We start from the raw sequence: 21,630 nt of genomic DNA on the forward strand, positions 1-21,630 counted from the left end.
ACCAAGGATGAAACCATGGCAAACAAAGTTATCGAAACGACGCTAAACGATCTCCTCAATGGCGAGCTGCGCGCCCACCACGCCTATCTTCAGGCGGCCGCATGGGCGGCGGAACGCAATCTCGACGGTTGCTATAAATTCCTGCTCGGCCACGCGGCGGAAGAGCTGGAGCACATGCACCGCATCTTCGGCTTTCTGAACGATCTCGGCGCACGCGTCACCTTTTCCGAACTGCCGGCGCCGCAGGTCACGGCAAACGACATCAAGGGGCTGTTCACCATCGTGACGGAGCACGAATCCCGCGTCACCGCCGCCATCAACGCGGCAGTCGATCTTGCCCAAGTGGAAAAAGACCACGCCACAACCTCATTCCTGCAATGGTTCGTGGATGAGCAGCATGAGGAAGACAGCCTTTGCCGCACCATACTCGGCAAGATCGAGCTGATCGGCGACGGCCCCAACGCGCTTTACCTGATCGACCGCGAAATCGGTCAGCTGGCGGACAAGGGCTGATTGCTGCGCCAGTTTTCTTGCGCTCCACAAGCTGCATCGAACACGGCTTGTGGAGTGGAGGCCGTTGGCTCAATCGCGTCCGATATCCGGCGTCCATCCACGCGTGTATCCCTTTCCCATGATGGCGACCGCCAGGGAAAGCTGTTCCTGCAGATGCTCGATTTCGCCGAGAAGAGCTTCGACAGCCGCCTTCGCATCGCCGTCGTGACACTGGATGACATATCCGGCTATGTCGTCAGGCCGTATGGGGGTGATTTTTTCAGCGTCGGACATAGTGGATGACCTCTCTTTTGTTCACTAAATGTTCTAATTTTAGCAGAGAGTCAACAACGCAATGGGCGTCGCCCTTTACAGTCCGGCATTGCGGAATTGAACGTTAGTGAACAGACGGTTCTTCGCCATCCAGAAAGCTGCGAATCCCGTCCTTCTCACACGTTGCCAGGAATTCTTCCCAGGCGTCTTTGTCGGTCGCGAAGGGTTCGTCCCAGGTGGTGACATCGTCGTGCTCGCTGATGACCTCGAGCGTCCAATCCTGCTGGGTGCCAGCGGGCCGGTAGATATCAACCAGAACCGTGATGCCGTCGTCTTCAAACTCGCCCGAGAATTCTGAGTGTTCTATTTTCGTTTTTTTGGCCATCTCGGCACACCTCATTCTCAGGCCTGGACAAACGCATAGCCCAATCCGGGCTTTTAAATTCGCGCATGGCGCAGGTTACCAGATAGCTGAAACAAATATAGCCAGCTCTGGGGGAACTGGCTATCTATCTGATTTTAATGGTCGGAGCGGCGGGATTCGAACCCACGACCCCTTGACCCCCAGTCAAGTGCGCTACCGGGCTGCGCTACGCTCCGAACCTGAAAGCCGTTTATATATAAGCCTGTTAGGGCGCAAGCGGAAAATGGTCTTTTCATAAAAAAAGGAGCAAAGGGTGTGGATGGCCTAGAGAGGGCTAAGCAGCCCGGATGGGCGGCCGTCAAACGCATGACACATCCCCTTTCCATCATTGCCGGAACAAGCCGCCCGCTTCGGCGTTCAATCGCAGCGGAAGTGAAACTCAGGGAGACGAACTATGTCCGAACTCGTCGTTGTTGGTTTTGACGGAACGGAAGTGGCCGACAGGGTGCTTCTGAAGCTTGCAGGCCTTAAAAAGGAATATCTGGTCGATCTGGAAGATGCCGTGGTTGTCGTTCGCGATGAAGATGGCAAGGTGCATCTGAAACAAAGCGTCAATCTGACGGCGATCGGCGCAAGCTCCGGTTTCCTGTCCGGCGGTCTCTGGGGCGGCCTCGTCGGCCTGCTTTTCCTCAATCCACTGGCGGGATTTGCCATCGGCGGCGCGATCGGTGCCGGCACGGGGGCTCTTGCGGGTTCGCTAACGGATTTCGGCATCGACGACGATTTCATCAAATCGCTCGGCGAGACCATTCCCAACGGTTCTTCAGCGCTGTTCGTGCTGATCCGCAAGGTGCAGCCGGAAAAGGTGCTGGCGGAATTCGAAGGCCTGCGCGGGCGGGTCATCAAGACGTCGCTGTCGCCGGCGCAGGAAGCGCAGTTGCAGAAGGCGCTTTCCGGCGGAGCCGAAACGGCTGCCGCACCTGCCGTCTGAGCAGACGTTGAAAGCGAGGCTGCGGCATTTTCCATGTCGCGGCCATCCGCTCGGGCATCGGGGAATTCAGCTTATACGGTCAAAGTGCCGTTTTTCGCCTGCGGCCAGGTGAGATAATAATAGCGGCTGCCGACACTGCCGAAAAACGCGTTGTCGCCGGAAACGGTATCGACATAGGCGCCGGTCTCGCTTCTCGCATAGGCCGAGCCGTCGCGTTTGAGATGGTCTTTCAGAAAGTCGCTCCATCCCGTCATGGCGATATCCGTGGCCGGCCTGGAGGTGGTCTCTTTATCGGAGGCCACATCCCAGGCCTTTATTTGCGCACCCTCGGCGGGATCGGAGACGGTCAGCGTGCCGGCCGTCAAAGCCTCCAGCATGGCCTTGGCCTGCGAAGCCTTGTCCGGATCCGCGGTCAGTTCTTCCAGCGTCTCCTTCAGCTCCTTCATGAAATCGGCCTTGGTGATATCGCCGGAAGAAAGCTGGGTATCCGTGTCGTCGGTCTGCGTATCCTCGTTCGAGGTCTGGGCATATTGCGCCAGAAGCTGCGTGAGCCGCGTGTTGGTGGAAGACGAGGAGGAGGTGGTGTCCAGCCCGTAAGAATCGAGGAGAGACGTCCGCGTTGTGGAGGAGGATGTGACGGCGGAATTGTCTTCCTGCTCCTTGATGGCCTTGAGGGCCAGTCTGGTGGCGGTGAGGCGTGTGGACAGGTCGATGGAGGAGACCATTGCGCTAGCTGTTTCCTTGATCGGGCGATACGCATCATTCGTACCGAACCGGCTCGGCGGGCATCGATCCCGCCTTTCGTCTCCTCTCATAAGAAGACCGGGCGAATCCCTGCCGCGTTCGGCTTGGGATGCACCCGGTCTTAATGGCCGGACTTTGCGCGACGCTTGCGGATCAGTTCTCCTGAACGGAGACGCCGTTCGGGCCGATATTCATCTCGATCCCCTTCGGCTTGCTTTCCTCGTGCCAGACATAGACGCCAAGGCCTGCGATGACCACGATGAGTGCGCCGATGATAAGATAGAGATTATTGGTCTGCGTCATTAAGATGTCTCCCCGTTTGACAATCAGAATCCGGGGCTAAACGCATGAAATGGCGTAAGGTTCCGTAAGGGTAAGCGGTTTAGGCGACACGCGTGCGGCGGCGCAGGCTTTCGCGTTTTTCAAGCGCCATGCATCCCCACAATATGCCGAGCAGCAGGAAGAAGTGTCGCCAGTGGTCGGTATCGATGACGGCGCCGATCATTACATGCCCGACGAACGTCACCCAGGAAATGATGAGGAACGGCTGCCAGGGGCGTGGCCGCAGCAGGTGCCTGAAACCGGCGGCGATGGTCCAGCAGATCAACACGAGATAGATCACGAAACCGAACCAGCCATGCGTCGTCAGGCTCTTCAGCCAGATATTATGTTCGGCGGCGGGAAAAATATTGTCGAACACCATGGGGCCGATGCCGAGCGGGTGCTCCATGGCGAGCAGGAAGCCGAGATAGTGGCGGGCAAAACGCCCGAGATGGCCGCCATCATAAGATTGTACCGCCGAAGCGCGGCTGGAGAACAGATCCGCCACCTGCTTGAACTGCAGCGCGATGATGACCGCCGCGACCATCAGCCCGGCGGTGACTAGAAACAGCACGAGGATCTTCAGGCGAAACGCGGCCGTGCGCTCTTTCAGCAGCATCACGAAGACGAGGAGGATGGTGGCGAACAGAAACAGGCCCCAGGCCGCGCGCGAGAACGACAGGAACACAGCAAGCGAAAGGATGAGCAGCCCGGCGATCCGCCAGGGCCCATGCATCGCCTTGCCGGTGAGAAGGCCGTAAATGAGGTAAAGCGAGGGCGTCACCAGAAAGGGGCCGAAAACGTTCGGGTCCTGAAAGGCGCCCTTGGCGCGGTCGTAAAGGGTAAAGACTTCGAAACCCGGAATGGCGTGGAAATATCCGATGATGCCGAGCAGGGCGGTGATCAGCGCCGCCGCAAGCCAGGCCCGGAAAATCAAAAGCAGCCGCTGGTATTTGTCCTCTATGATCGCCGCATAAAAAACCGAGGTCAGCGCCAGAAAGGTCGAGACGGCGAGATAAAGCGGTCCCTCATCCAGATCGGCCATGGTGGTGAGCGAAAGATAACCGCCGACATTGAAGGCCAGCAGCAGGCACAGAAGCAGGATGACGGTGCGCGAAAGGCGAAGGCCGAGCAGGAACCACAGGGCCACCTGTCCCACCATCATCAGCTCATAGGGCGCCGGCTCGGAAATGACGAAACCGGAAAGGAACACGCCGAATGCGATGAAGAACGAACCGACGAGCCGCATGGCGGCCAGCGGCGCGTCGAAATCCGGTGCGTGCTGGTAGCCGGTGTGGGTCAATAGGCGTTTTCCGATTTCAGCAGCCGTATCGGCGTGAGGAACAGGATCTTCAGATCGAGGAACAAAGACCAGTTCTCGATGTAGTAGAGATCGTATTCGGTGCGGAACTTGATCTTGTCGCCATGGTCGATCTCGCCGCGCCAGCCGTTGATCTGCGCCCAGCCGGTAACACCGGGCTTGACCTTGTGGCGCGCGAAATAGTGCTCCACCACCTCGGTATATTTCAGGTCGCCCGTCTGGGCATGAACGGCATGCGGACGCGGCCCGACGAGCGAAAGATCGCCATAAAGAACGTTGAAAAGCTGCGGCAGTTCGTCCATCGAGGATTTGCGCAGGAAGCGGCCGACGGGCGTGACGCGCGGGTCGTTCTTCGTCACGGCCTTTTTCGCGGTCGGATCGCTGAGTTCCGTATACATGGAACGGAACTTCCAGACGTTGATCGTCTCATTGTTGAAGCCGTGGCGCTTCTGCTTGAAGAGGACCGGGCCTTTCGAGGTCGCTTTCACGGCAATTCCCGCGCCCACCATCACCGGCCATAAAAGGGCGATGCCGATGAGGCTGAAGGTGATGTCGAACACCCGTTTCGCCACCGAATCCCAGTCGCGGATCGGCTTGTCGAACACATCGAGCATCGGCACCTTGCCGACATGGGAATAGGCGCGGGGGCGGAAACGCAATTTATTGGCATGCGCCGCAATGCGGATATCGACCGGCAGCACCCACAGCTTGCGCAGAAGCTGGAGAATGCGCGCCTCTGCGCTGAGCGGCAGGGCGATGATCAGCATGTCCAGCTTCGTCAGGCGGGCAAATTCCACCAGCTCCGCAAAGGTGCCAAGCTTGGGATAGCCGGCGACAACCTCGGGAGAACGGGCGCTTTTCCGGTCATCGAAGATGCCGCAGATGCGGATATCGTTATCGGACTGCTGCTCCAGCGAGCGGATAAGGTCCTTGGCGGTATCGCCGCCGCCGACGATGACGGCACGGCGTTCCATGACGCCGTTGCGGCCCCAGTGGCGAATGGCGAAGCCGAGGATCAGCCGCCCGGCGAAGATCGCCACCGCACCCGTTGCATACCAGATGCCGAAGGCCTGCCAGGAATGCAGCGCATCGGGAAAGAAGAGGAGAAGGAAACAGGCAATTCCCACGAAGGAGAGGCACACTGCGCCCTGAATGCGGGCGAACATCTTCAGCGGCGTGCGCAGTGTCGGAAGCTGATAGCAATCACCGGCCTGCAACAGAAACACGCAGAGCGCCGCCCCCAGCACGCCGCCGCCGAAAACCGACAGAAAGGTTTCGAGACCGCGATCGGCTGCGATGCCGTTGACGATGGCGGCGATGACGACGAGCATCGTGAATTCCAGAAGCCGCAATTGCCCGATCACCATGTTGGGCGAATGGTTGCCGGCGCGAAGCTGGTTGGCGATCTGCCGTGCAAGCGGATTGAGAACGACGGTTTCGGAGGCCGCAGCCCCGCCGGCTTCATGGTCGGAGAGTTTCTTGCGCAATGACGCCAGATCGAATTGCAGCCTGTCCTTGTCAGTCTTGGTCATTGCCTTGGTCCGCACCCTCCAGCGCATCGGCCTTAAAATCGCATTGGATTTTCGACCGGAACGATGCGCAACCTCAAAGTGGTAGAGCGCCCTTCGTGCATCCGAATGGACACGCGGCGCTCTACGAGCAGAAAACTAGCCGAAACATGCTAAGAAACGTTTATGATGAGTTTCTACAGGACGGCCGGAATATACAATTAAAAATCGTGTTTTTGAAATGACTATCAGGTCGATAACAGGTCGCGATAGAGTTTCATCATCTCATCCGCCATGACCGGGGTTGAAAATTTCGCCTTGAAGCTGTCCGGGCGAGGCATGATCCGCTGCGCCCAGCCGGCATCCTCGGCATCCTTGACCATGATCAGTGCCAGCGCATCGGCGTCGCCAGCCGGCACGAGCGCCTCGCTGTCTTTTCCAAGGACTTCGGGAATGCCGCCGACATGCGAGGCGATGACCGTTTTTCCCGCCGCAAGCGCTTCGAGCACGATATAGGGCATGGCTTCGGCGCGCGACGGCACTACCACTGTCGTTGCCAGTTCGAAGGCCTGCCTGGCGGGCATGGCCGCATGCATGGAAATCCGTCGGGAAAGCCCGGCCTTGTCGATCATCGCGGCATATTTGTCCCTGTCCGGTCCGTCGCCGACGATCACGCCGGTCATCGGCTGGCCGATGCTGCGTTCCATTTTTGCGAATGCCCTGATGAAGACATCCGGTCCCTTGAGGTCGCGCAACATGCCGATATAGAGAAAACGGGCCGCATCTTCGCGGGCGGGCACGGTTTCGAACTCGCTTTCCTGCACGCCGTTATAGATCATCGCAGTGCGGGTGCGTGGCCTGCCGACCTTGGCCTCGTAAGTCGCCTGCTCGAAATTGCAGACGAAACAGAGCGCATCGGTGAAATGCTCCTGAAACCGCTCCAGCCGCAGGAAAAGCTGCCCTTTGAGGCTGTTTCTGGCGTAATGCAGGCTGCCGCCATGCGGTGAATAGAGGCGGGCTACGCGATACCTGTTCGCCCGCAGGAGTGAGCCGATCAGCCGGGCAAGAGCGCCACCCTTGGCGCTGTGCCCGTGCAGAATGTCCGGCCGCAAACTTTTGATGTGCTTGTAAGATTTCCACAGCGCCATGAAGTCGCCGGGGCTGATGGACCGACGGATGGGCAGACGGGTGAGGCCAAGCTCCAGCATCGGGGTGATCTGTGCGAAAAGCCGTTCCTCATGCGCGCCGCCGGTGGAGCTGTCGCAGACGATGCCGACCTTGTGGCCCTGTTTCACATGTTCTTCGATGAGGTCGCGCACATGGCGGAAGACACCGCCCACCGGGGAGCGGAAGCAGTGAATGATGCGCAGGGGAGGGCCGTCATCCGACACGTTCGCCACTCCGTTTTCAGAAGAAGCGTTCACGCACATAGACGGTATCGCCGGCCAGAATGGGGGCGGTGATACCGATCCGGCCGGTCATCACCTCGGCATTGATCTTGCGGGTAATGTCGACATCGGCCTGATTGGCGCGCGGGGTGAAGCCGCCGGCAATGGCGATGGCGTTTTGCACGGTCATGCCCGGCACGTAGGAATATTGGCCGGGACGGCCGACTTCGCCCATGATGAAGACCGGGCGATAACGGTCGATCTCGATCGTCACGTCCGGATCGCGAAGATAACCCTGGCGCAGTTTGGCGGCGATGGCGGCTTCGAGCTGCGGCAGGGTCTTGCCGCGTGCCGGAACCTGGCCGACGAGCGGGAAGGCGACATAACCGGCCTGATCGACCGTATAGGTATTGGTCAGCCCGGCCTGCTCGAACACGTTGATGCGCAGCCTGTCGCCGCTATCGACATGATAGGGCTGCAGGGCGGCTTCGTTGAACGACCTCGGAGCGGGTTGATATGCCGCGCAGCCGGAAAGGGCCGTCAGAACGGCGAGCGTCAGTGCGGTGACATGTCGTGATCCGGCGAGCGGCATCTCATCTGGCTCCGAGTCGAACTTTGATCATTCTTATCGTTCTGTTAGGGTTAATGTGCGGTAAACGACCGGCGCGAGCGTTGGTAATATCGGCTTTATTTCGTCGGATTCGCAGGGATTAACTGTTGTGTTACCGGCAAGACTTAAGCTTCGCGAAAATTGACCATCTATATTTGAGCGCCCGAGGTTTGTCTCGGTTACGGAGCCCGCATGAACGGCGATCGCATTGACGACAGGGATGTGGATATCGATCTTGCGCAGCTTGTCGCGGCCATTTGGCAGCGCAAGGGCCGGATCGCGGCAATCACGCTTCTTGCCGGGGGCGCCGCCTTCGTGATCTCAAGCATGATGTCGCCCGCCTACAAGGGCGAGGCGCGCGTGCTTATCGAATCCCGCGCGGCCTCCTTCGGCGCCTCGCAGCAGTCCAATGCGCCCGCCGAACCCGTGCTCGACGAATTGACCGTTTCCAGCCAGGTGCAGATCCTGCAATCGGTCGACCTCATCAAGCAGGTCGCCAAAGACATGAAGCTTTACGAGCTGGATGAGTTCGATCCGGAGGCCCATCCTTCGCTCATCTCGCAGCTCCTGGTCGCCGTCGGCGTCAAGAAGGACCCGCTTCAGGTGCTGCCAGAAGAGCGGGTGCTGAGCGCCTTCCGGGAAAAGCTGCAGGTCTATCAGGTCGAAAGCTCGCGCGTCATCACGGTCGAATTTTCCTCGCAGGACCCCAAGCTGGCCGCCGCCATCCCCAATGAGATGATGAAGGCCTATATCGCCCTGCAAAGCGGCGCGAAGCTGGATACAAGCACGGAAGCGGCGCGCTGGCTGGAGCCGGAAATCGCCAATCTGCGCGAAAAGGTGCGCGAGGCCGACAGAAAGGTCGCGGATTACCGCGCCTCCTCCGATCTTCTCTCGGCGGGGCAGGGCGAAACGCTCGCCACCCGCCAGCTCAGCGATATCTCCACCGAACTCGGCCGTATCCGCGGAGAGCGCGCCAATGCGGAGGCGCGGGCGGAAGGCGTACGCAGCGCGCTTGCAAGCGGCCGTCCACTCGATACTTTTCCCGATGTCGTCGGTTCCCCGACGATCCAAAGGCTGAAGGAAAACGAAACGACGATCCGCAGCCAGATTTCCGATCTCTCGTCCTCGCTGCTGGAAGGCCATCCGCGCATCCGCGCGCTGCGCAACCAGCTCGACGGCATACAGCGGCAGATTCAGGAAGAGACCCGCAAGGTGCTGGCGAGTCTCGAAAACGAAGCCAATGTTTCGCGCCTGCGGGAGCGACAGCTGGTCCAGCAGCTGAACATGCTGAAATCGGAAAGCGTGCGGGCGGGCGAACAGCAGGTCGGCCTCAACGATCTGGAACGGGAAGCCTCAGCGCAAAGGCAGCTTCTGGAAACCTATCTTGCCCGTTACCGCGAAGCGACATCGCGCGCCGGCTCGGTGGATTCCACGCCGGCCGATGCGCGCGTCATCTCGACGGCGGTGGAGCCGCGCGAACCCTATTTCCCGAAGACGGGCGCCATCACCATCGTTGTGACGCTGGCGGCGTTTCTGCTGTCCTGCATCGTCGTCATGCTGGTGGAGCTTTTCACCGGCCGGGCTCTAAAGCCGATGGGCAGGAACCAAGTTCCGCCGCTCTCCGATCCGCCTTCTCCTTCGCGTGCTCCAGCCGATCCGGACAAGACCGCGGACGTGCCGGAACAGCCTGTAGCGGCGCGCCCTGAAACCGTGCAGCCTGCTGCGCGGGCCATGCCGGTCGCGGCATACCAGCCCGTTGCCGAAGAGGAAGAACGGCATGTACCGGCCGTCGCCGCTGCTGCCATGCCGGCCTTACCGGTGGAAGATGTCGCGACTGCGAAAGAGGAGGCAATGGAGGAGGAAATCGATAGCGATGACGATTTCTCCATCGACGCCGTTGCAGGTTTCCTGGCCACCCGCCTCGCCAAACCGGTCGCCGCAATCGTGTCGCCGGTCGGTGATAGCGGTTCGACCACGTCCGTCATGCTGGCGCGTGCTTTGTCCGAAATGGGCCGTTCGGTCGTTCTCGTCGACATGACGGCGTCAGCCTGTCCGACGCGGCTGATGGCGCCGGAAGCCGGGCTTCCCGGTGTCATGGACCTTCTGGCGGGCGCGGCCGCCTTCGGTGAAACCATTCACGGCGACCGCCTGTCCGACGCCCATATCGTGCCGCGCGGCAATGCGCAGCCGCGTGAGGCCATGCGCGCGATAGACCGTCTGACGATGATCCTCGGCGCGCTCTCCGACGCTTATGATACCGTCCTCGTCGAATGCGGCGCGGTGCAGATTTCGAGCCTCGGGAAAATGCTGCGCAACCTGCCGGCGGAAATCATCGTCTCGGTTCCCGGTAAGGATAGCGAATTGCTGGAAAAGACGCTCGGTGAACTGGTTGCTGAGGGCTATGAACAGGCATTGCCGATGACCGGCATGCGCAAGCCGGACCATCTGAGCGCGGCCTGAGACGCGGCAAAAAAACTGCTCAGTCGGTGGCAGTGTCCAACTTCGAGCGTCCGGCGCGAAAACGCTGTATGAGCGCATAAAGCGCCGGGTTGGATTTGATCAGGCTCTTTGTCCGGGCGATGGCGACATAGGCTGAGGCCGCAACACGACCCTTCAACGTCACCGGCAGGAATATATCGTGCTGCACGGTGAAAAGCGGGCACCAGCTGCGCTTATAGAGCTGGTCGCCCACGCCGAAATCGAAGATCGCCGCCTTTTCGCGGCATGCCCTTTCGATCATCAGCCAGAACAGCAATTCACCGGGGCTGAGTTCCGAAACGGATTCATCGATCGAACCGAACTGGCAGATGATGTGATCCTGCTTGCGCGAAAGGCCGGCGATCGCGGCGATGACGCCCTCGCTTTCGCCATGCAGGCGAATGGCATGCAATTCCAGCAGACTGTCCGTGCCCGTCTCGGGAAAATTGGCCAGATCGTAGAAGAAATCCCGCACCGATTGATCCCGAAACACATCCGGAATGCCTTGCGAGGCGAAACGGGCAGCCTTCTGGCGGAAAAATGCCTGCAACAATTCGCACTTTTCCTGTGGTGACCGTGCGATCACATGGCTGTAACCGCCCATTTCCTCGGCCCTTCGGCTCTGGATGCGGAATTTCTTCCGTCGCCTCTTGGCATTGACCTGCCGGAGCGTGGCTTCGAAGCTTTCGAACAGCGGAAGCTGGAAGGCCGGATTCTGGTTTTCGACGGAAGCAAGATGCGAGAGCGGATTGGTCCTGTCGCGCCACGTCAGCGGTATGTTCTGCAAGGCCAGGATATCGGCCCGGCCATGCAGCAGCTTGCGCGCCTCGCGGGCAATCGCTGCTGCGATTTCCTGTCCGGCCTGTTCGGCAAAGGAGGGGTCGAAAAGCCCCGTATTGATGTTGTTGAAACGGCCGCCGGGAAAACGCGCCTTGCGGATGCCGCCTTCCAGTACGATTTCGAGTGGCAGCAGAAAGATCGTCTTGCCGCCCTGCCGGCCGCGAAGCGTCAGGAGCGCGCTGTCCTGCGTCTGCGCCCAGATGGAGCACCAGCCGAAACCCTGATGCAGCGAATTGAGCGGGTCGTTTTCCAGCCGCTCCCAGTCGGAGCGGATGGTGGAGGCGTCATCGACCAGATCGATCAACAGACGATCAGAACTCCGCCGCTCGTTTTGCACGGCGGTCGGTGCTTGCTCGTCGCTGATAAAGACCGGCCCCTCAGCCGCCATCCACTCTCTCCGGTTGTTTCGGTCGGACTATATCGCTGAGCGGCAAACAATCGGTTTATAAAATTGCGACCTCAGGGTGTCATGCGATGGCTGGCGCTTAACCCTGCTTTTTGGGTCCGGCCATCCATTTGATGATCAGCATCGCCGGCAGAACCCACAAGATTCCGGTCAGCACGAAATAAGCGAGATGCACCCACCAGGGCGATTGCGCCAGCGCCGCCGATGCAATGGCCGTCGCCACCACGGCGTAAACGACGACGAGGCAGATGATGACGATGGTGCCGATAAGCGATCTGAGGCGAGGGTGCATGAAGTCTTCCGTCATTGAGTATCTGCGCGGGACTATAGCGCCGCGACCGCATGCCGCAAACCCTGAGGCCTTGTTTTGTGGTGCCGGTTGGGGCTAATCAACATGACTGTATGAGGGAGACCTGAAAGATGCGTTCGAGCGGCATGACGATGGCAAATGGTTCTGCGGAAATGGTGGTGGAGGCTGCCCTGCAGAAACAGGAGAAGGACCGCCGCCTGCTGCGCATCTGGCTGCGCGTCGTGCTTTTCACGCTCTTCTGTCTGGTCCTCGTCGGCGGCGCCACGCGGCTTACCGAATCCGGCCTGTCGATTACCGAGTGGAAGCCGATCCACGGCGCCATTCCGCCGCTTTCAGTCGCCGAATGGGAAGAGGAATTCCAGCTCTACAAGCGCATTCCCCAATATCAGGAAATCAACAAGGGCATGTCGCTCGACGAGTTCAAGACGATTTTCTGGTGGGAATGGGCGCATCGCCTGCTTGCCCGCACCATCGGCGTCATCTTCGCTTTGCCGCTTGCCTTCTTCTGGCTCACCGGCCGCGTCGAAAAGCGCTTGCGCCTGCCGTTGGTCGGCCTTCTGGCGCTGGGCGGCTTTCAAGGCTTCATCGGCTGGTGGATGGTGTCCTCCGGCCTCGTTAACCGCACGGATGTCTCGCAATATCGCCTTGCCACGCATCTGACGATCGCCTGCCTCATCTTTGCGGGCTGCATGTGGATTTTGCGCGGGCTGTCGCATCATTCCCCCGAGGCCGCCGACGAAAAGACGGGCAGGGGTTTTGCCGCGCTGCTGACGGTGCTCTGTCTCTTCCAGATCTATCTCGGCGCATTGGTGGCGGGGCTGAATGCCGGCCTCTCCTATAATACCTGGCCGCTGATGGACGGCTCGCTGGTGCCGGGCGATCTCTTCCTGCAACAGCCCTGGTGGATCAACCTCTTCGAGAACCCCAAGACGGTGCAATTCGTCCACCGCCTCGGCGCCTATACGCTGTTTGCCGCCACGCTGTGGCATATGGTGTCTATGACGCGCGCCTTGCCTAATACACCGCATGCCCGCCGCGCGGTGCTGTTCTTCGTGCTCGTCTCCATTCAGGCGGCGCTCGGCATCACCACGCTGCTCATGCATGTGGATATTCATGTCGCGCTCGCCCATCAGGGCATGGCGCTGATCGTGCTCGGTTTCGCCGTTGCCCACTGGCGCGGATTTATCGGCGAATATCCGGCGCCTGTTGCGGTCGAAGTCAGGGACTGAGGCGGCTTAGAACTGCCCGAGCACCGTTTTGATGGTGGCCGCGACGGCGAGTTCGTTGTCGCGTTCCTCCGCATTGCCGTCCTCTTCGTGCCACGCGGCAGAAAGGCAGCCATAGGCAAAGGCATATTGCAGCAATAGCCGTTCGTCCCGTTGCAGAGCCTTCGCAAAAATCGCCGCCATGGAGGCGATGCGCGCCTCGCTGCGGGTAAGGTCGAAACGGTCGAGCGGGTTGGAGAACATGTTGGCGACATCGAGCGCCGCATCGCCGATCAGGCCGGCCGGGTCGATGATGATCCAGCCGCGTTCACTGCGCATGATGTTCTCGTGATGCAGATCGCCGTGCAGCGGCTTGATATCTCGCTGCCGGTCGATCAGTGCCTGCGCCAGCGCGGCGCCCTCGATATAGGGGCTGTCCACGCCGTCAGTACGGTCCTGTTCGGCCTTGCGGAACAGGCTCTCAAAATAGAGCGGCAGCGCCAGCAGGCTTGAGGGCGGCGGCTGCTGCGATGGCTGGTGATATTTGAGCAGGACATCGGCGGCGATTTCCGTGGTGGCATTGTCGTTGCCGTCGCGAAACAGCACGTCGCGCAGGGTCTCCGTGCCGGCATGTTCCATCAGCAGAATATCGTCGGAGCGGTCGAGCAGCTCCACGCAGCCGATGCCGGCGCGCCATTTAATGAAATCCGCGCCGCGAAGGCTATCCTTCAGTACTCTCTGTTTCAGAACCTTGGCGACGGCGAGGGAACCGTCGCCGCGCGTAAGCTCGTAAACCACCCCGGCCGGCGTATCGGCAATCTGTTTTGCGGCCTCGATATTCCACGAGGCCGGAAAAGATGGGGTGGTGGTCACGAGATAACTCTCATGCGGAGAGCATCAGTTCCATGTTCTGCACGGCAGCACCGGATGCGCCCTTGCCGAGATTGTCGAGCAGCGCGACGAGGTTGATGTGTTCGCCGCCCGGCGTACCGAAGACGAAGAGTTTCATCGTGTCCTTGCCTGCCAGTTCCTCGGCGTCGATGCGCGCGAGCCCCTTGCTTTCGGCAAGCGGCACCACGTTGACGATGTCCTGTCCCGCATAGTGGGCAGTCAGCGCCGCATGGATCGTTTCCACGGTCGCGCCTTCCTTCAGGTCGGCGGCAAACAGCGGCACCTGCACGATCATGCCCTGCGGGAAACGCCCGACGGAAGGCGAAAACAGCGGTGCGCGGTCGAGCTGGCCATGAATGGTCATTTCCGGCACGTGCTTGTGCTTGAGCGTCAGGCCATAAAGGAAATTATTGGCGCTGATCGCGTCATCGCGGCTCTGGTCTTCCATCTGGGCGATCATCTGCTTGCCGCCGCCGGTGTAACCGGAAACCGCATTGACGCTGACCGGATAACCGTCCGGCAGCAGGCCTGCGGCGCGCAGCGGGCGAATAAGGGCGATAGCACCGGTCGGGTAGCAGCCGGGATTGGCTACGAGGCGGGCAGAGCGAACCTTCTCGCCCTGGTCCTTATCCATTTCGGCAAAGCCATAGGCCCAGTCCTGATGGACGCGATAGGCGGTCGAGGTATCGATGATGCGGACATTATTGTTGCCAGCCACCATGGAAACGGCTTCCCGGGACGCGTCGTCCGGCAAGCAGAGGATCGAAATGTCGGCGCTATTGAGCATATCCTCGCGCATCGCCGCATTGCGGCGCTCGGCCTCGGGTATGGACAGCAGCTCAATATCGCGGCGACCGGCAAGGCGCGTGCGGATCTGCAGACCCGTGGTGCCGTGTTCGCCATCGATGAAGATCTTCGCTGTCATGTCCTTGTCCTGACTTTTCAAAGGGTTGCGAGGGTAATCGGAATCAGTTTGGCAGGCGCCGGCTCCTTTATCAGCCGGCCTTGGCCAGCCGTTCGGCGCGCAGGCCAAGCATATACATTGCAACGGTGGCTCCGGCAATGGTGGTAATATCGGCATGGTCGTATGCGGGCGCGACTTCCACGACGTCCGAGCCGCGAATATCGAGCTGGCCAAGCCCGCGCAGAACGGAGAGAATTTTGGCACTGGTCGGCCCGCCGGCCACCGGCGTGCCCGTTCCCGGCGCAAAGGCGGGATCGAGGCAATCGATATCGAAGGTCAGATAGGCGGGCATGCCGGCAGTATGTTTGACGATCAGCGAGGCGATATCGCTCGCCCGCATTTCCTCCACCTCATAACCGTGGAGAATGCGAATGCCGAAATCGTCAGGCGCATGGGTGCGGATGCCGATCTGGATCGACCGGTCGGGGTCGATCAAGCCATCGCGCACGGCGCGGGCCACGAAGGAGCCGTGGTCGATGCGCTTGCCGTCATCGAACCAGGTGTCCTGATGCGCATCGAACTGTACCAGCGCCAGCGGTCCATGTTTGGCCACATGCGCCTTCAAAAGCGGCCATGTAATGAAGTGATCGCCGCCGAGCGTCAGCAGGTAATCCGTCTTGGAGATGATCCGGCGCGCTTCCTTTTCGATTGTATCAGGCGTTTTCCAGTGATTGCCATAGTCGAGCAGACAGTCGCCATAGTCGATGGTCGGCATATGGGCGAAAAGATCGCGCGCGAAGGGATATTGCGGGTCATTGTCGAAGATCGCCGAGGCGCGGCGGATCGCCTGCGGCCCGAAACGGGCGCCCGGCCGATTGGAGGTGGCCGCATCGAAAGGAATGCCCCAGATGGCCGTCGATACGCCCTTGAGGTTCTTGGTGTATTTGCGCCGCATGAAGGAGAGGACGCCCGCATGGGTCGGGTCGGTGGCGGCCGATGTCAGGGTCGTTGCGGTGAAGGCATGGTCGATGGTTTTATTGGGCATTATTTATCCGCCTTTTCTGCAAGATCGGCGAAGTTGCGAATTTTGATCGCGCGGCCGTCGAAGCGCGCGACGATTTCAAGTTCGCCGCCCATCGCCTCGATGAACCGGCGTAAGGTCCCAACATACATATCAGCGCGCTTTTCCAGTTTTGCGACGGAGCTTTGGCCGATATCCAGTGCCTGCGCTATTTCGTCCTGCGAGAGTTTCAGCGCCCTGCGAACATCCGCAAGGTCCATTTCTTCTTCCAGACGATCTGCTTCGGCTTTCGACTTAACACGCGCGTCGTCCGACATCCGGTTGCGCAACCGCGCAAAACTGTGCCTACCGCTCATTGTGTTTCTCCTTTTCAAGCTCGGCCAGATGCTCGTCATAAAGGTCGTCGGCAATCGGGATCATGCGGTCATAAAACCGTTTGTCTCCCGTCTTGTCGCCGCCAATCAAGAGGATCGCCATTCGACGGGGATCGAAGGCATAAAAAATCCGCAACGGTTTTCCGCTACTTTGGATTCGCAATTCGCGCATATGCGCGTGACGCGATCCATAAATGCCGCTCGAATAGGGGAACGGCAGTCGAGGGCCGCGTTCTTCCAGTTTCTGAACATGAGCGTCGATGCTGATGTGCTCGCTTTCTTCAAGCGTTTCCCACCATGCTCCGAATTCGTCCGTATACTCGACGACATAGCTCATGAGACAATATTATTCCCCTGAGGGAATAATTCAAGATGCCGTACGGGGACAAAATAAAAAAAAGCGGAGCCGAGGCCCCGCCTTTCGAAGTTCTGAATGAACCGTTCTGAGAAGCGATTAGCGCTTCGAGAACTGGAACGAACGGCGGGCCTTGGCCTTACCGTACTTCTTACGCTCGACAACGCGGCTGTCGCGGGTCAGGAAGCCACCCTTCTTCAGAACGGAGCGCAGGCCCGGTTCGAAGTAGGTGAGGGCCTTGGACAGGCCGTGACGAACGGCGCCGGCCTGACCGGACAGACCACCACCGGCAACGGTGGCGATGATGTCGAACTGACCCGTGCGGGCAGCGGCGACGATCGGCTGCTGAAGGATCATCTGCAGAACCGGACGTGCGAAATACGTGGTGAAATCGCGGCCGTTGATGATGATCTTGCCAGAACCGGCCTTCACCCATACGCGGGCTACGGCGTTCTTGCGCTTGCCGGTCGCGTAGGAGCGGCCGAGGGTGTCAACCTTGCGGACATGCACGGGAGCCGAAGCTTCCGATGCCGGGGCGAGGTCTTTCAGAGAGGAAAGATCGGCCATTTATCAGGCGCTCCTTACGTTCTTCTTGTTAAGCGCGGCCACGTCGAGAACGGTGGGCTGCTGTGCTTCGTGCGGATGGTTCGAGCCGGCGTAAACGCGCAGGTTCTTCATCTGGCGACGGCCGAGCGGGCCGCGCGGGATCATGCGCTCGATGGCCTTTTCAACGACGCGCTCCGGGAAGCGGCCTTCGATGATCTGGCGAGCCGTACGCTCCTTGATGCCACCCGGGTGACCGGTGTGCCAGTAGTACTTCTTGTCGGAGTACTTGTTGCCGGTGAAGGCAACCTTTTCCGCGTTGATAACGATGACGTTGTCGCCATCATCAACGTGGGGGGTGTAGGTAGCCTTGTGCTTGCCGCGCAGGCGGGTTGCAACGATGGTGGCGAGGCGACCAACAACGAGGCCTTCGGCGTCGATGATGACCCACTTCTTCTCCACCTCAGCAGGCTTCTGAACGAAAGTAGACATGGATTTCACTTTCTAACGTGGACCCGGCATCCTCTTTTAAATAAGAGCATACGGGCGTTTCTTGTTGCTTGGTTTGGTTGCCGTCAAAGGCAACCGCAAATGACCCTATTCCGGCTGGAATCCGATCTGGCGCGCTTATACGGTGCGCGGGCGAAGGCGTCAATATGACGGATTCTGGAGGTCGCAAAAATAAGATAGCAAAAACAATGACTTGATGATGGGGTATTATTTTACCTCATCCAGCGCCCCCGTTTTACCCCAGTCGCATCACCAGAACGCCCGCCGCAATGATGCCTCCGGCAAGATAACGCCAGATGCTGGCACGTTCTTTCAGGATCACCACGGAGATCACCAGCGCAAAGAGAATGGAGGTTTCCCGGAGCGCCGCAACCACGGCGACGGGCGCTTTGGTCATGGCGTAAAGTGCCAGCCCATAGGAGAGAATGGAGCCGCCGCCACCGATCAGGCCGCGCCACCAGTTGCGCCGGACATGGTCCGCGACCGGGCCCACGCCGCGCTGGTAGAAGGCGAAACCGAAAAGCAGCACGGGCGGCAGAAGCGACATCCACAGCGTATAGGAGATGGCGTTGCCGGAAAGCCTTGCGCCGACACCGTCGACGAAGGTGTAGGATGCGATCACGAAGGCGTTGAGCAGGGCGACCATGATCGCCTTTCCGCCACCGCGTCGCGCCTCGAAAGCGAGCGTCAGAATGCCGCCGGAGATGACGGCGATGCCGGCAAGGGCTAGCGGGCTTAAAATCTCGCTCAGGAACAGGCTGCTCGTCGCCGCGACGATCAGGGGCGCCACGCCGCGCATGACGGGATAGACAAGGCCGATGTCGCCGATCGTATAGGCGGCGGCGACAAGCCGGAAATAGGCGAATTGCAGAACGGCCGAAGCGATCAGGAAAGGAATGGCGACCGGCGCGGGAAATGGCAGGAAAGGCAGAAACGGTAGCGAACAGGCCGCAGCGCCCGCCGCGATCAGCGAGGCGTCCAGCGATTTGTCGGATCCGGCTTTGACCAGCGCATTCCATCCGGCATGCAGCATCGCGCCCAGGAGCACCAGAAGAAGAATGTCAAATGTCACAATAGAGACTCGCTCGCGGGCTACTTTGAGCAACCTACAGCATCGGCTTGAAAACCGGAATCGATTTTCGGCGAGGGCGGCAAGCCTTTCCCGATTGTTCGAGCACGCTTTTTTCGCCCGGGAAACCGCCCGCAAGCGGCATGTGGTCACCGCGGAAACTGCGACGCGCGTAAAATTTATGCTTTGTGCATGTCATGGCGCCGGGGAATGATTTTGCGCCGGGATCATGTGACGTTCTGCTCATGATTTCATCCGTCAGATGGAGGCATGAGCGTCCGACGCACAGCTTCTGGTTTCGCCTCGAAGCGAATTTTCACTGAAAATACTACCAAATTCGTCAAATATTGGTGCGCAGTGCGCTGTGACGCTTTGGGCGCAAGATGTATCAATCGGACCACGGTGCATGTGAAAAACAATTTCATATCTTCCATGAACTGTAATCTGTAACGTTGTAGACTTCTATGTAGTTTGATTTGCAGAATAACTTTCTGAAAATTAGATATCTCTAATTTTCCTGTGAACGGAATGAAAACAAACAGGAGACGAAGAGCGCATGAATTGCACGCTAATGTTGTTTTGGCCCTTATTTGCGCCAATTCGCACCATTTTGAAAACTGGACAAAAATAGTCAGTACCACCGCCATTCCGGCGTTTGGTGAAATCATTTTGCGTGGGCGAAAACGTGCCGCTGCGCGGCGAGGTGTCTGCAGGAGCGGCAATTTTTCAGCCGTGCAGGGGTTCAAGAGAGCGAAGAACCTTCCTAGATGGAAGGGTGGACGCAACCGGTAGCGTCAGGGATGCGTCAGTGGAATATGCAGGAGACGCTATGCTCGCGGCGCTTTTTTATGGCGCAGTTGCATTGGTATTCTCCAAACCCTGCGACGCGCCAGAAGGGATAAGTTGACATGCAGCATGATAGTTACGAGCCCGACTACCTCAGAAGAATTCTGACCGATGTCAAAACCATCGCCCTGCTCGGTGCTTCGCCCAACCCGGACAGGCCGAGCCACGGCGTGATGCGCTTCCTGCTGTCCAGGGGGTATCGTGTGTTTCCGGTCAATCCCGGCCAGGCAGGCAAGGAGATACTTGGGCAGAAGGTCTATGCCAAACTCGCCGATATTCCCGAGCCGGTGGACATGATCGACGTTTTCCGGGCGCCGGAATATTTGTCGGCAATCGTCGAGGAGGCGATCTTGCTGCCGGAGCGGCCATCGGTAATCTGGGGCCAGCTTTCCGTTCGCGATGACAATGCCGCCGCCAAGGCGGAAGCCTACGGTATGGAAGTCGTGATGGATCGTTGCCCTGCAATTGAGTATCCGCGTCTCAATATTGTGCGATAGTTGGTACGGATCGGACTTATCATTTGGCGGCAAGGCATTATGATCCCTCCGAAATTCCAATTGGAGGAAACATCATGCCGAGCAGCAATCCCGGGTTTTCGACGCTGGCCGTTCATGCGGGCGCGCAACCCGATCCGACCACCGGCGCGCGTGCCACGCCCATTTATCAGACCACGGCCTATGCTTTCCGCGACGCCGATCACGCCGCCGCCCTGTTCGGACTGAAAGAATTCGGCAATATCTACACCCGCATCATGAACCCCACCCAGGCGGTTCTGGAAGAGCGCGTGGCAGCACTTGAGGGCGGCACGGCCGCGCTTGCCGTCGCGTCCGGCCATGCCGCGCAATTGCTGGTCTTCCATACGCTGCTGCAATCCGGCGACAATTTCGTCGCCGCCCGCCAGCTCTATGGCGGCTCGATCAATCAGTTCGGCCATGCCTTCAAGGGCTTCGACTGGCAGGTCCGCTGGGCCGACGCCACCGATCCGGCCAGCTTCGAGGCGCAGATTGACGAGCGCACGCGCGCCGTCTTCATCGAAAGCCTTGCCAATCCGGGCGGTACTTTCGTGGATATCGCCGCAATCGCCGATGTTGCCCATCGGCATGGCCTGCCGCTGATTGTCGACAACACCATGGCAAGCCCCTATCTGCTGCGGCCGCTGGAACACGGTGCGGATATCGTGCTGCATTCGCTGACGAAATTCCTCGGCGGCCATGGCAACTCCATGGGCGGCATCATCGTGGACGGCGGAACCTTCGACTGGTCGGCGACGGACAGATATCCGGCGCTGTCACAGCCCCGGCCGGAATATTCCGGCGTCGTGCTGCACCAGACCTTCGGCAATTTCGCCTTCGCCATCGCCTGCCGTGTGCTTGGCTTGCGTGACCTCGGTCCGGCGATCTCGCCCTTCAACGCCTTCCTCATCCTGACCGGCATCGAGACGCTGCCGCTGCGCGTTCAGCGCCATTCCGACAATGCGCTTGCCGTCGCGAAATGGCTGAAGGCGCATCCCAAGGTTGGCTGGGTGCATTATGCGGGGCTGGAAGACAGCGACAACCACGCTATCCAGCAGCATTATTCGCCAAAGGGCGCAGGCTCCGTCTTCACCTTCGGCGTCAAGGGTGGTTATGCGGCCGGCAAGGCGCTGGTGGAAGGGCTGCAACTCTTCTCCCATCTCGCCAATATCGGCGACACGCGCTCTCTCGTCATTCACCCGGCCTCCACCACCCATGCGCAGCTGACACCGGAACAGCAGACGGCCGCCGGCGCCGGGCCGGATGTGGTTCGCCTGTCGGTCGGTATCGAGGACGTCAAGGACATCATCGCCGATCTCGAGCAATCGCTCGCCAAGGTCTGATGTGGTTGCTC

General features: G+C 59.6%; 24 protein-coding genes and 1 tRNA gene. 6 read left to right on the forward strand and 19 right to left on the reverse strand.

All coding sequences use genetic code 11. The annotated features are described in order from the left end of the window. Nucleotides 1-15: 15 nt before the first annotated feature. Entirely contained in the window at nucleotides 16-513 is a 498-nt protein-coding gene (locus tag AGR7B_RS05935; protein WP_065654008.1) for a ferritin, read from the forward strand. 69 nt (nucleotides 514-582) lie between these two features. On the opposite strand, the gene AGR7B_RS05940 is transcribed toward AGR7B_RS05935, so the two are convergent. From AGR7B_RS05940 to AGR7B_RS05950, 3 genes are all read right to left on the reverse strand, one after another. Next, nucleotides 583-786, reverse strand: coding sequence for a hypothetical protein (locus AGR7B_RS05940; RefSeq protein ID WP_020811145.1), 204 nt, complete (start codon nucleotides 784-786; stop codon nucleotides 583-585). A gap of 103 nt (nucleotides 787-889) precedes the next feature. Beyond that, a complete protein-coding gene (locus AGR7B_RS05945; protein ID WP_065654007.1) occupies nucleotides 890-1,150 on the reverse strand; it encodes a hypothetical protein in 261 nt (86 codons plus the stop codon). Nucleotides 1,151-1,288: 138 nt separating this feature from the next. Next, nucleotides 1,289-1,365: transfer RNA gene (locus tag AGR7B_RS05950), tRNA-Pro, on the reverse strand. A gap of 218 nt (nucleotides 1,366-1,583) precedes the next feature. On the opposite strand from AGR7B_RS05950, the gene AGR7B_RS05955 reads away from it, so the two are divergent. After that, nucleotides 1,584-2,120 carry a DUF1269 domain-containing protein gene (locus AGR7B_RS05955; RefSeq protein ID WP_080856241.1) on the forward strand — a complete coding sequence of 179 codons (537 nt, stop codon included), beginning with the start codon at nucleotides 1,584-1,586 and terminating at the stop codon, nucleotides 2,118-2,120. Nucleotides 2,121-2,191: 71 nt separating this feature from the next. Here the strand turns inward: AGR7B_RS05955 and AGR7B_RS05960 are convergent, their stop codons facing one another. The 6 genes from AGR7B_RS05960 to uppC all read right to left on the reverse strand — a co-directional run bounded on the left by AGR7B_RS05960 (nucleotide 2,192) and on the right by uppC (nucleotide 7,994). Continuing rightward, nucleotides 2,192-2,845 (reverse strand): hypothetical protein, encoded by a 654-nt coding sequence (locus tag AGR7B_RS05960; protein WP_080856242.1) that lies wholly within the window; start codon nucleotides 2,843-2,845, stop codon nucleotides 2,192-2,194. A gap of 172 nt (nucleotides 2,846-3,017) precedes the next feature. After that, a complete protein-coding gene (locus AGR7B_RS25415) occupies nucleotides 3,018-3,167 on the reverse strand; it encodes a hypothetical protein (protein ID WP_104679367.1) in 150 nt (49 codons plus the stop codon). Nucleotides 3,168-3,246: 79 nt separating this feature from the next. After that, the gene (gene uppF / locus AGR7B_RS05965) at nucleotides 3,247-4,488 is read right to left on the reverse strand and encodes a polysaccharide biosynthesis O-antigen ligase family protein UppF (RefSeq protein ID WP_080856243.1); all 1,242 of its coding nucleotides are present in this window, start codon (nucleotides 4,486-4,488) and stop codon (nucleotides 3,247-3,249) included. Continuing rightward, nucleotides 4,485-6,038, reverse strand: coding sequence for a polysaccharide biosynthesis glycosyltransferase UppE (uppE, locus tag AGR7B_RS05970; RefSeq protein WP_080856244.1), 1,554 nt, complete (start codon nucleotides 6,036-6,038; stop codon nucleotides 4,485-4,487). The genes uppF and uppE overlap by 4 nt, the downstream gene beginning before the upstream one ends. 224 nt (nucleotides 6,039-6,262) lie before the next feature. After that, entirely contained in the window at nucleotides 6,263-7,405 is a 1,143-nt protein-coding gene (uppD, locus tag AGR7B_RS05975) for a polysaccharide biosynthesis type 4 glycosyltransferase UppD (protein ID WP_161987838.1), read from the reverse strand. Nucleotides 7,406-7,421: 16 nt separating this feature from the next. Further along, a complete protein-coding gene (gene uppC / locus AGR7B_RS05980) occupies nucleotides 7,422-7,994 on the reverse strand; it encodes a polysaccharide export protein UppC (protein WP_003502309.1) in 573 nt (190 codons plus the stop codon). A gap of 210 nt (nucleotides 7,995-8,204) precedes the next feature. Between uppC and uppB the strand changes: the two genes are divergently transcribed. Continuing rightward, nucleotides 8,205-10,472 (forward strand): polysaccharide biosynthesis protein UppB, encoded by a 2,268-nt coding sequence (gene uppB / locus AGR7B_RS05985; protein ID WP_080856246.1) that lies wholly within the window; start codon nucleotides 8,205-8,207, stop codon nucleotides 10,470-10,472. Nucleotides 10,473-10,491: 19 nt separating this feature from the next. Here the strand turns inward: uppB and uppA are convergent, their stop codons facing one another. Together uppA and AGR7B_RS05995 are read right to left on the reverse strand one after the other, a co-directional pair. Beyond that, the gene (uppA, locus tag AGR7B_RS05990) at nucleotides 10,492-11,718 is read right to left on the reverse strand and encodes a polysaccharide biosynthesis GNAT family N-acetyltransferase UppA (protein ID WP_080856247.1); all 1,227 of its coding nucleotides are present in this window, start codon (nucleotides 11,716-11,718) and stop codon (nucleotides 10,492-10,494) included. A gap of 97 nt (nucleotides 11,719-11,815) precedes the next feature. Beyond that, nucleotides 11,816-12,028 carry a DUF2842 domain-containing protein gene (locus AGR7B_RS05995; RefSeq protein WP_020811154.1) on the reverse strand — a complete coding sequence of 71 codons (213 nt, stop codon included), beginning with the start codon at nucleotides 12,026-12,028 and terminating at the stop codon, nucleotides 11,816-11,818. A gap of 143 nt (nucleotides 12,029-12,171) precedes the next feature. Here AGR7B_RS05995 and AGR7B_RS06000 point away from each other — a divergent pair, with 143 nt between their 5' ends. Next, on the forward strand, nucleotides 12,172-13,275 hold the full coding sequence (locus tag AGR7B_RS06000) for a COX15/CtaA family protein (RefSeq protein WP_162934150.1): 1,104 nt from the start codon (nucleotides 12,172-12,174) through the stop codon (nucleotides 13,273-13,275). A gap of 6 nt (nucleotides 13,276-13,281) precedes the next feature. Here AGR7B_RS06000 and AGR7B_RS06005 read toward each other — a convergent pair whose 3' ends face one another. The 8 genes from AGR7B_RS06005 to AGR7B_RS06040 form a co-directional block, all read right to left on the reverse strand. Then, nucleotides 13,282-14,124: an aminoglycoside phosphotransferase family protein gene (locus tag AGR7B_RS06005; protein WP_080856249.1), complete on the reverse strand. Its 843-nt coding sequence runs from the start codon at nucleotides 14,122-14,124 to the stop codon at nucleotides 13,282-13,284. Nucleotides 14,125-14,134: 10 nt separating this feature from the next. Then, the gene (argC, locus tag AGR7B_RS06010; RefSeq protein WP_080856250.1) at nucleotides 14,135-15,067 is read right to left on the reverse strand and encodes an N-acetyl-gamma-glutamyl-phosphate reductase; all 933 of its coding nucleotides are present in this window, start codon (nucleotides 15,065-15,067) and stop codon (nucleotides 14,135-14,137) included. Nucleotides 15,068-15,137: 70 nt separating this feature from the next. Further along, nucleotides 15,138-16,091: an agmatinase gene (speB, locus tag AGR7B_RS06015; RefSeq protein ID WP_080856251.1), complete on the reverse strand. Its 954-nt coding sequence runs from the start codon at nucleotides 16,089-16,091 to the stop codon at nucleotides 15,138-15,140. Continuing rightward, entirely contained in the window at nucleotides 16,091-16,462 is a 372-nt protein-coding gene (locus tag AGR7B_RS06020) for an XRE family transcriptional regulator (RefSeq protein WP_223215619.1), read from the reverse strand. Before AGR7B_RS06020 ends, speB begins: the two co-directional genes overlap by 1 nt. Beyond that, complete coding sequence (locus AGR7B_RS06025; protein WP_080856253.1) at nucleotides 16,413-16,778, reverse strand: type II toxin-antitoxin system RelE/ParE family toxin; 366 nt, start codon at nucleotides 16,776-16,778, stop codon at nucleotides 16,413-16,415. Before AGR7B_RS06025 ends, AGR7B_RS06020 begins: the two co-directional genes overlap by 50 nt. A 117-nt stretch (nucleotides 16,779-16,895) precedes the next feature. Then, nucleotides 16,896-17,363, reverse strand: coding sequence for a 30S ribosomal protein S9 (gene rpsI / locus AGR7B_RS06030; protein WP_003521540.1), 468 nt, complete (start codon nucleotides 17,361-17,363; stop codon nucleotides 16,896-16,898). A gap of 3 nt (nucleotides 17,364-17,366) precedes the next feature. Further along, nucleotides 17,367-17,831, reverse strand: a complete 465-nt coding sequence (rplM, locus tag AGR7B_RS06035; RefSeq protein WP_003502335.1) for a 50S ribosomal protein L13 — start codon at nucleotides 17,829-17,831, stop codon at nucleotides 17,367-17,369. 253 nt (nucleotides 17,832-18,084) lie between these two features. Further along, a complete protein-coding gene (locus AGR7B_RS06040; protein ID WP_080856254.1) occupies nucleotides 18,085-18,921 on the reverse strand; it encodes an EamA family transporter in 837 nt (278 codons plus the stop codon). A 905-nt stretch (nucleotides 18,922-19,826) separates the two neighbouring features. Here AGR7B_RS06040 and AGR7B_RS06045 point away from each other — a divergent pair. Both AGR7B_RS06045 and AGR7B_RS06050 read left to right on the forward strand, forming a co-directional pair. Beyond that, a complete protein-coding gene (locus AGR7B_RS06045) occupies nucleotides 19,827-20,261 on the forward strand; it encodes a CoA-binding protein (protein ID WP_065653996.1) in 435 nt (144 codons plus the stop codon). Nucleotides 20,262-20,335: 74 nt separating this feature from the next. Then, nucleotides 20,336-21,619, forward strand: coding sequence for an O-acetylhomoserine aminocarboxypropyltransferase (locus AGR7B_RS06050; protein WP_065653995.1), 1,284 nt, complete (start codon nucleotides 20,336-20,338; stop codon nucleotides 21,617-21,619). The last annotated feature ends 11 nt before the right edge of the window (nucleotides 21,620-21,630 follow it).

Origin of the sequence: Agrobacterium deltaense RV3 (assembly GCF_900013505.1) — a bacterium.
Lineage (GTDB): Bacteria > Pseudomonadota > Alphaproteobacteria > Rhizobiales > Rhizobiaceae > Agrobacterium > Agrobacterium leguminum.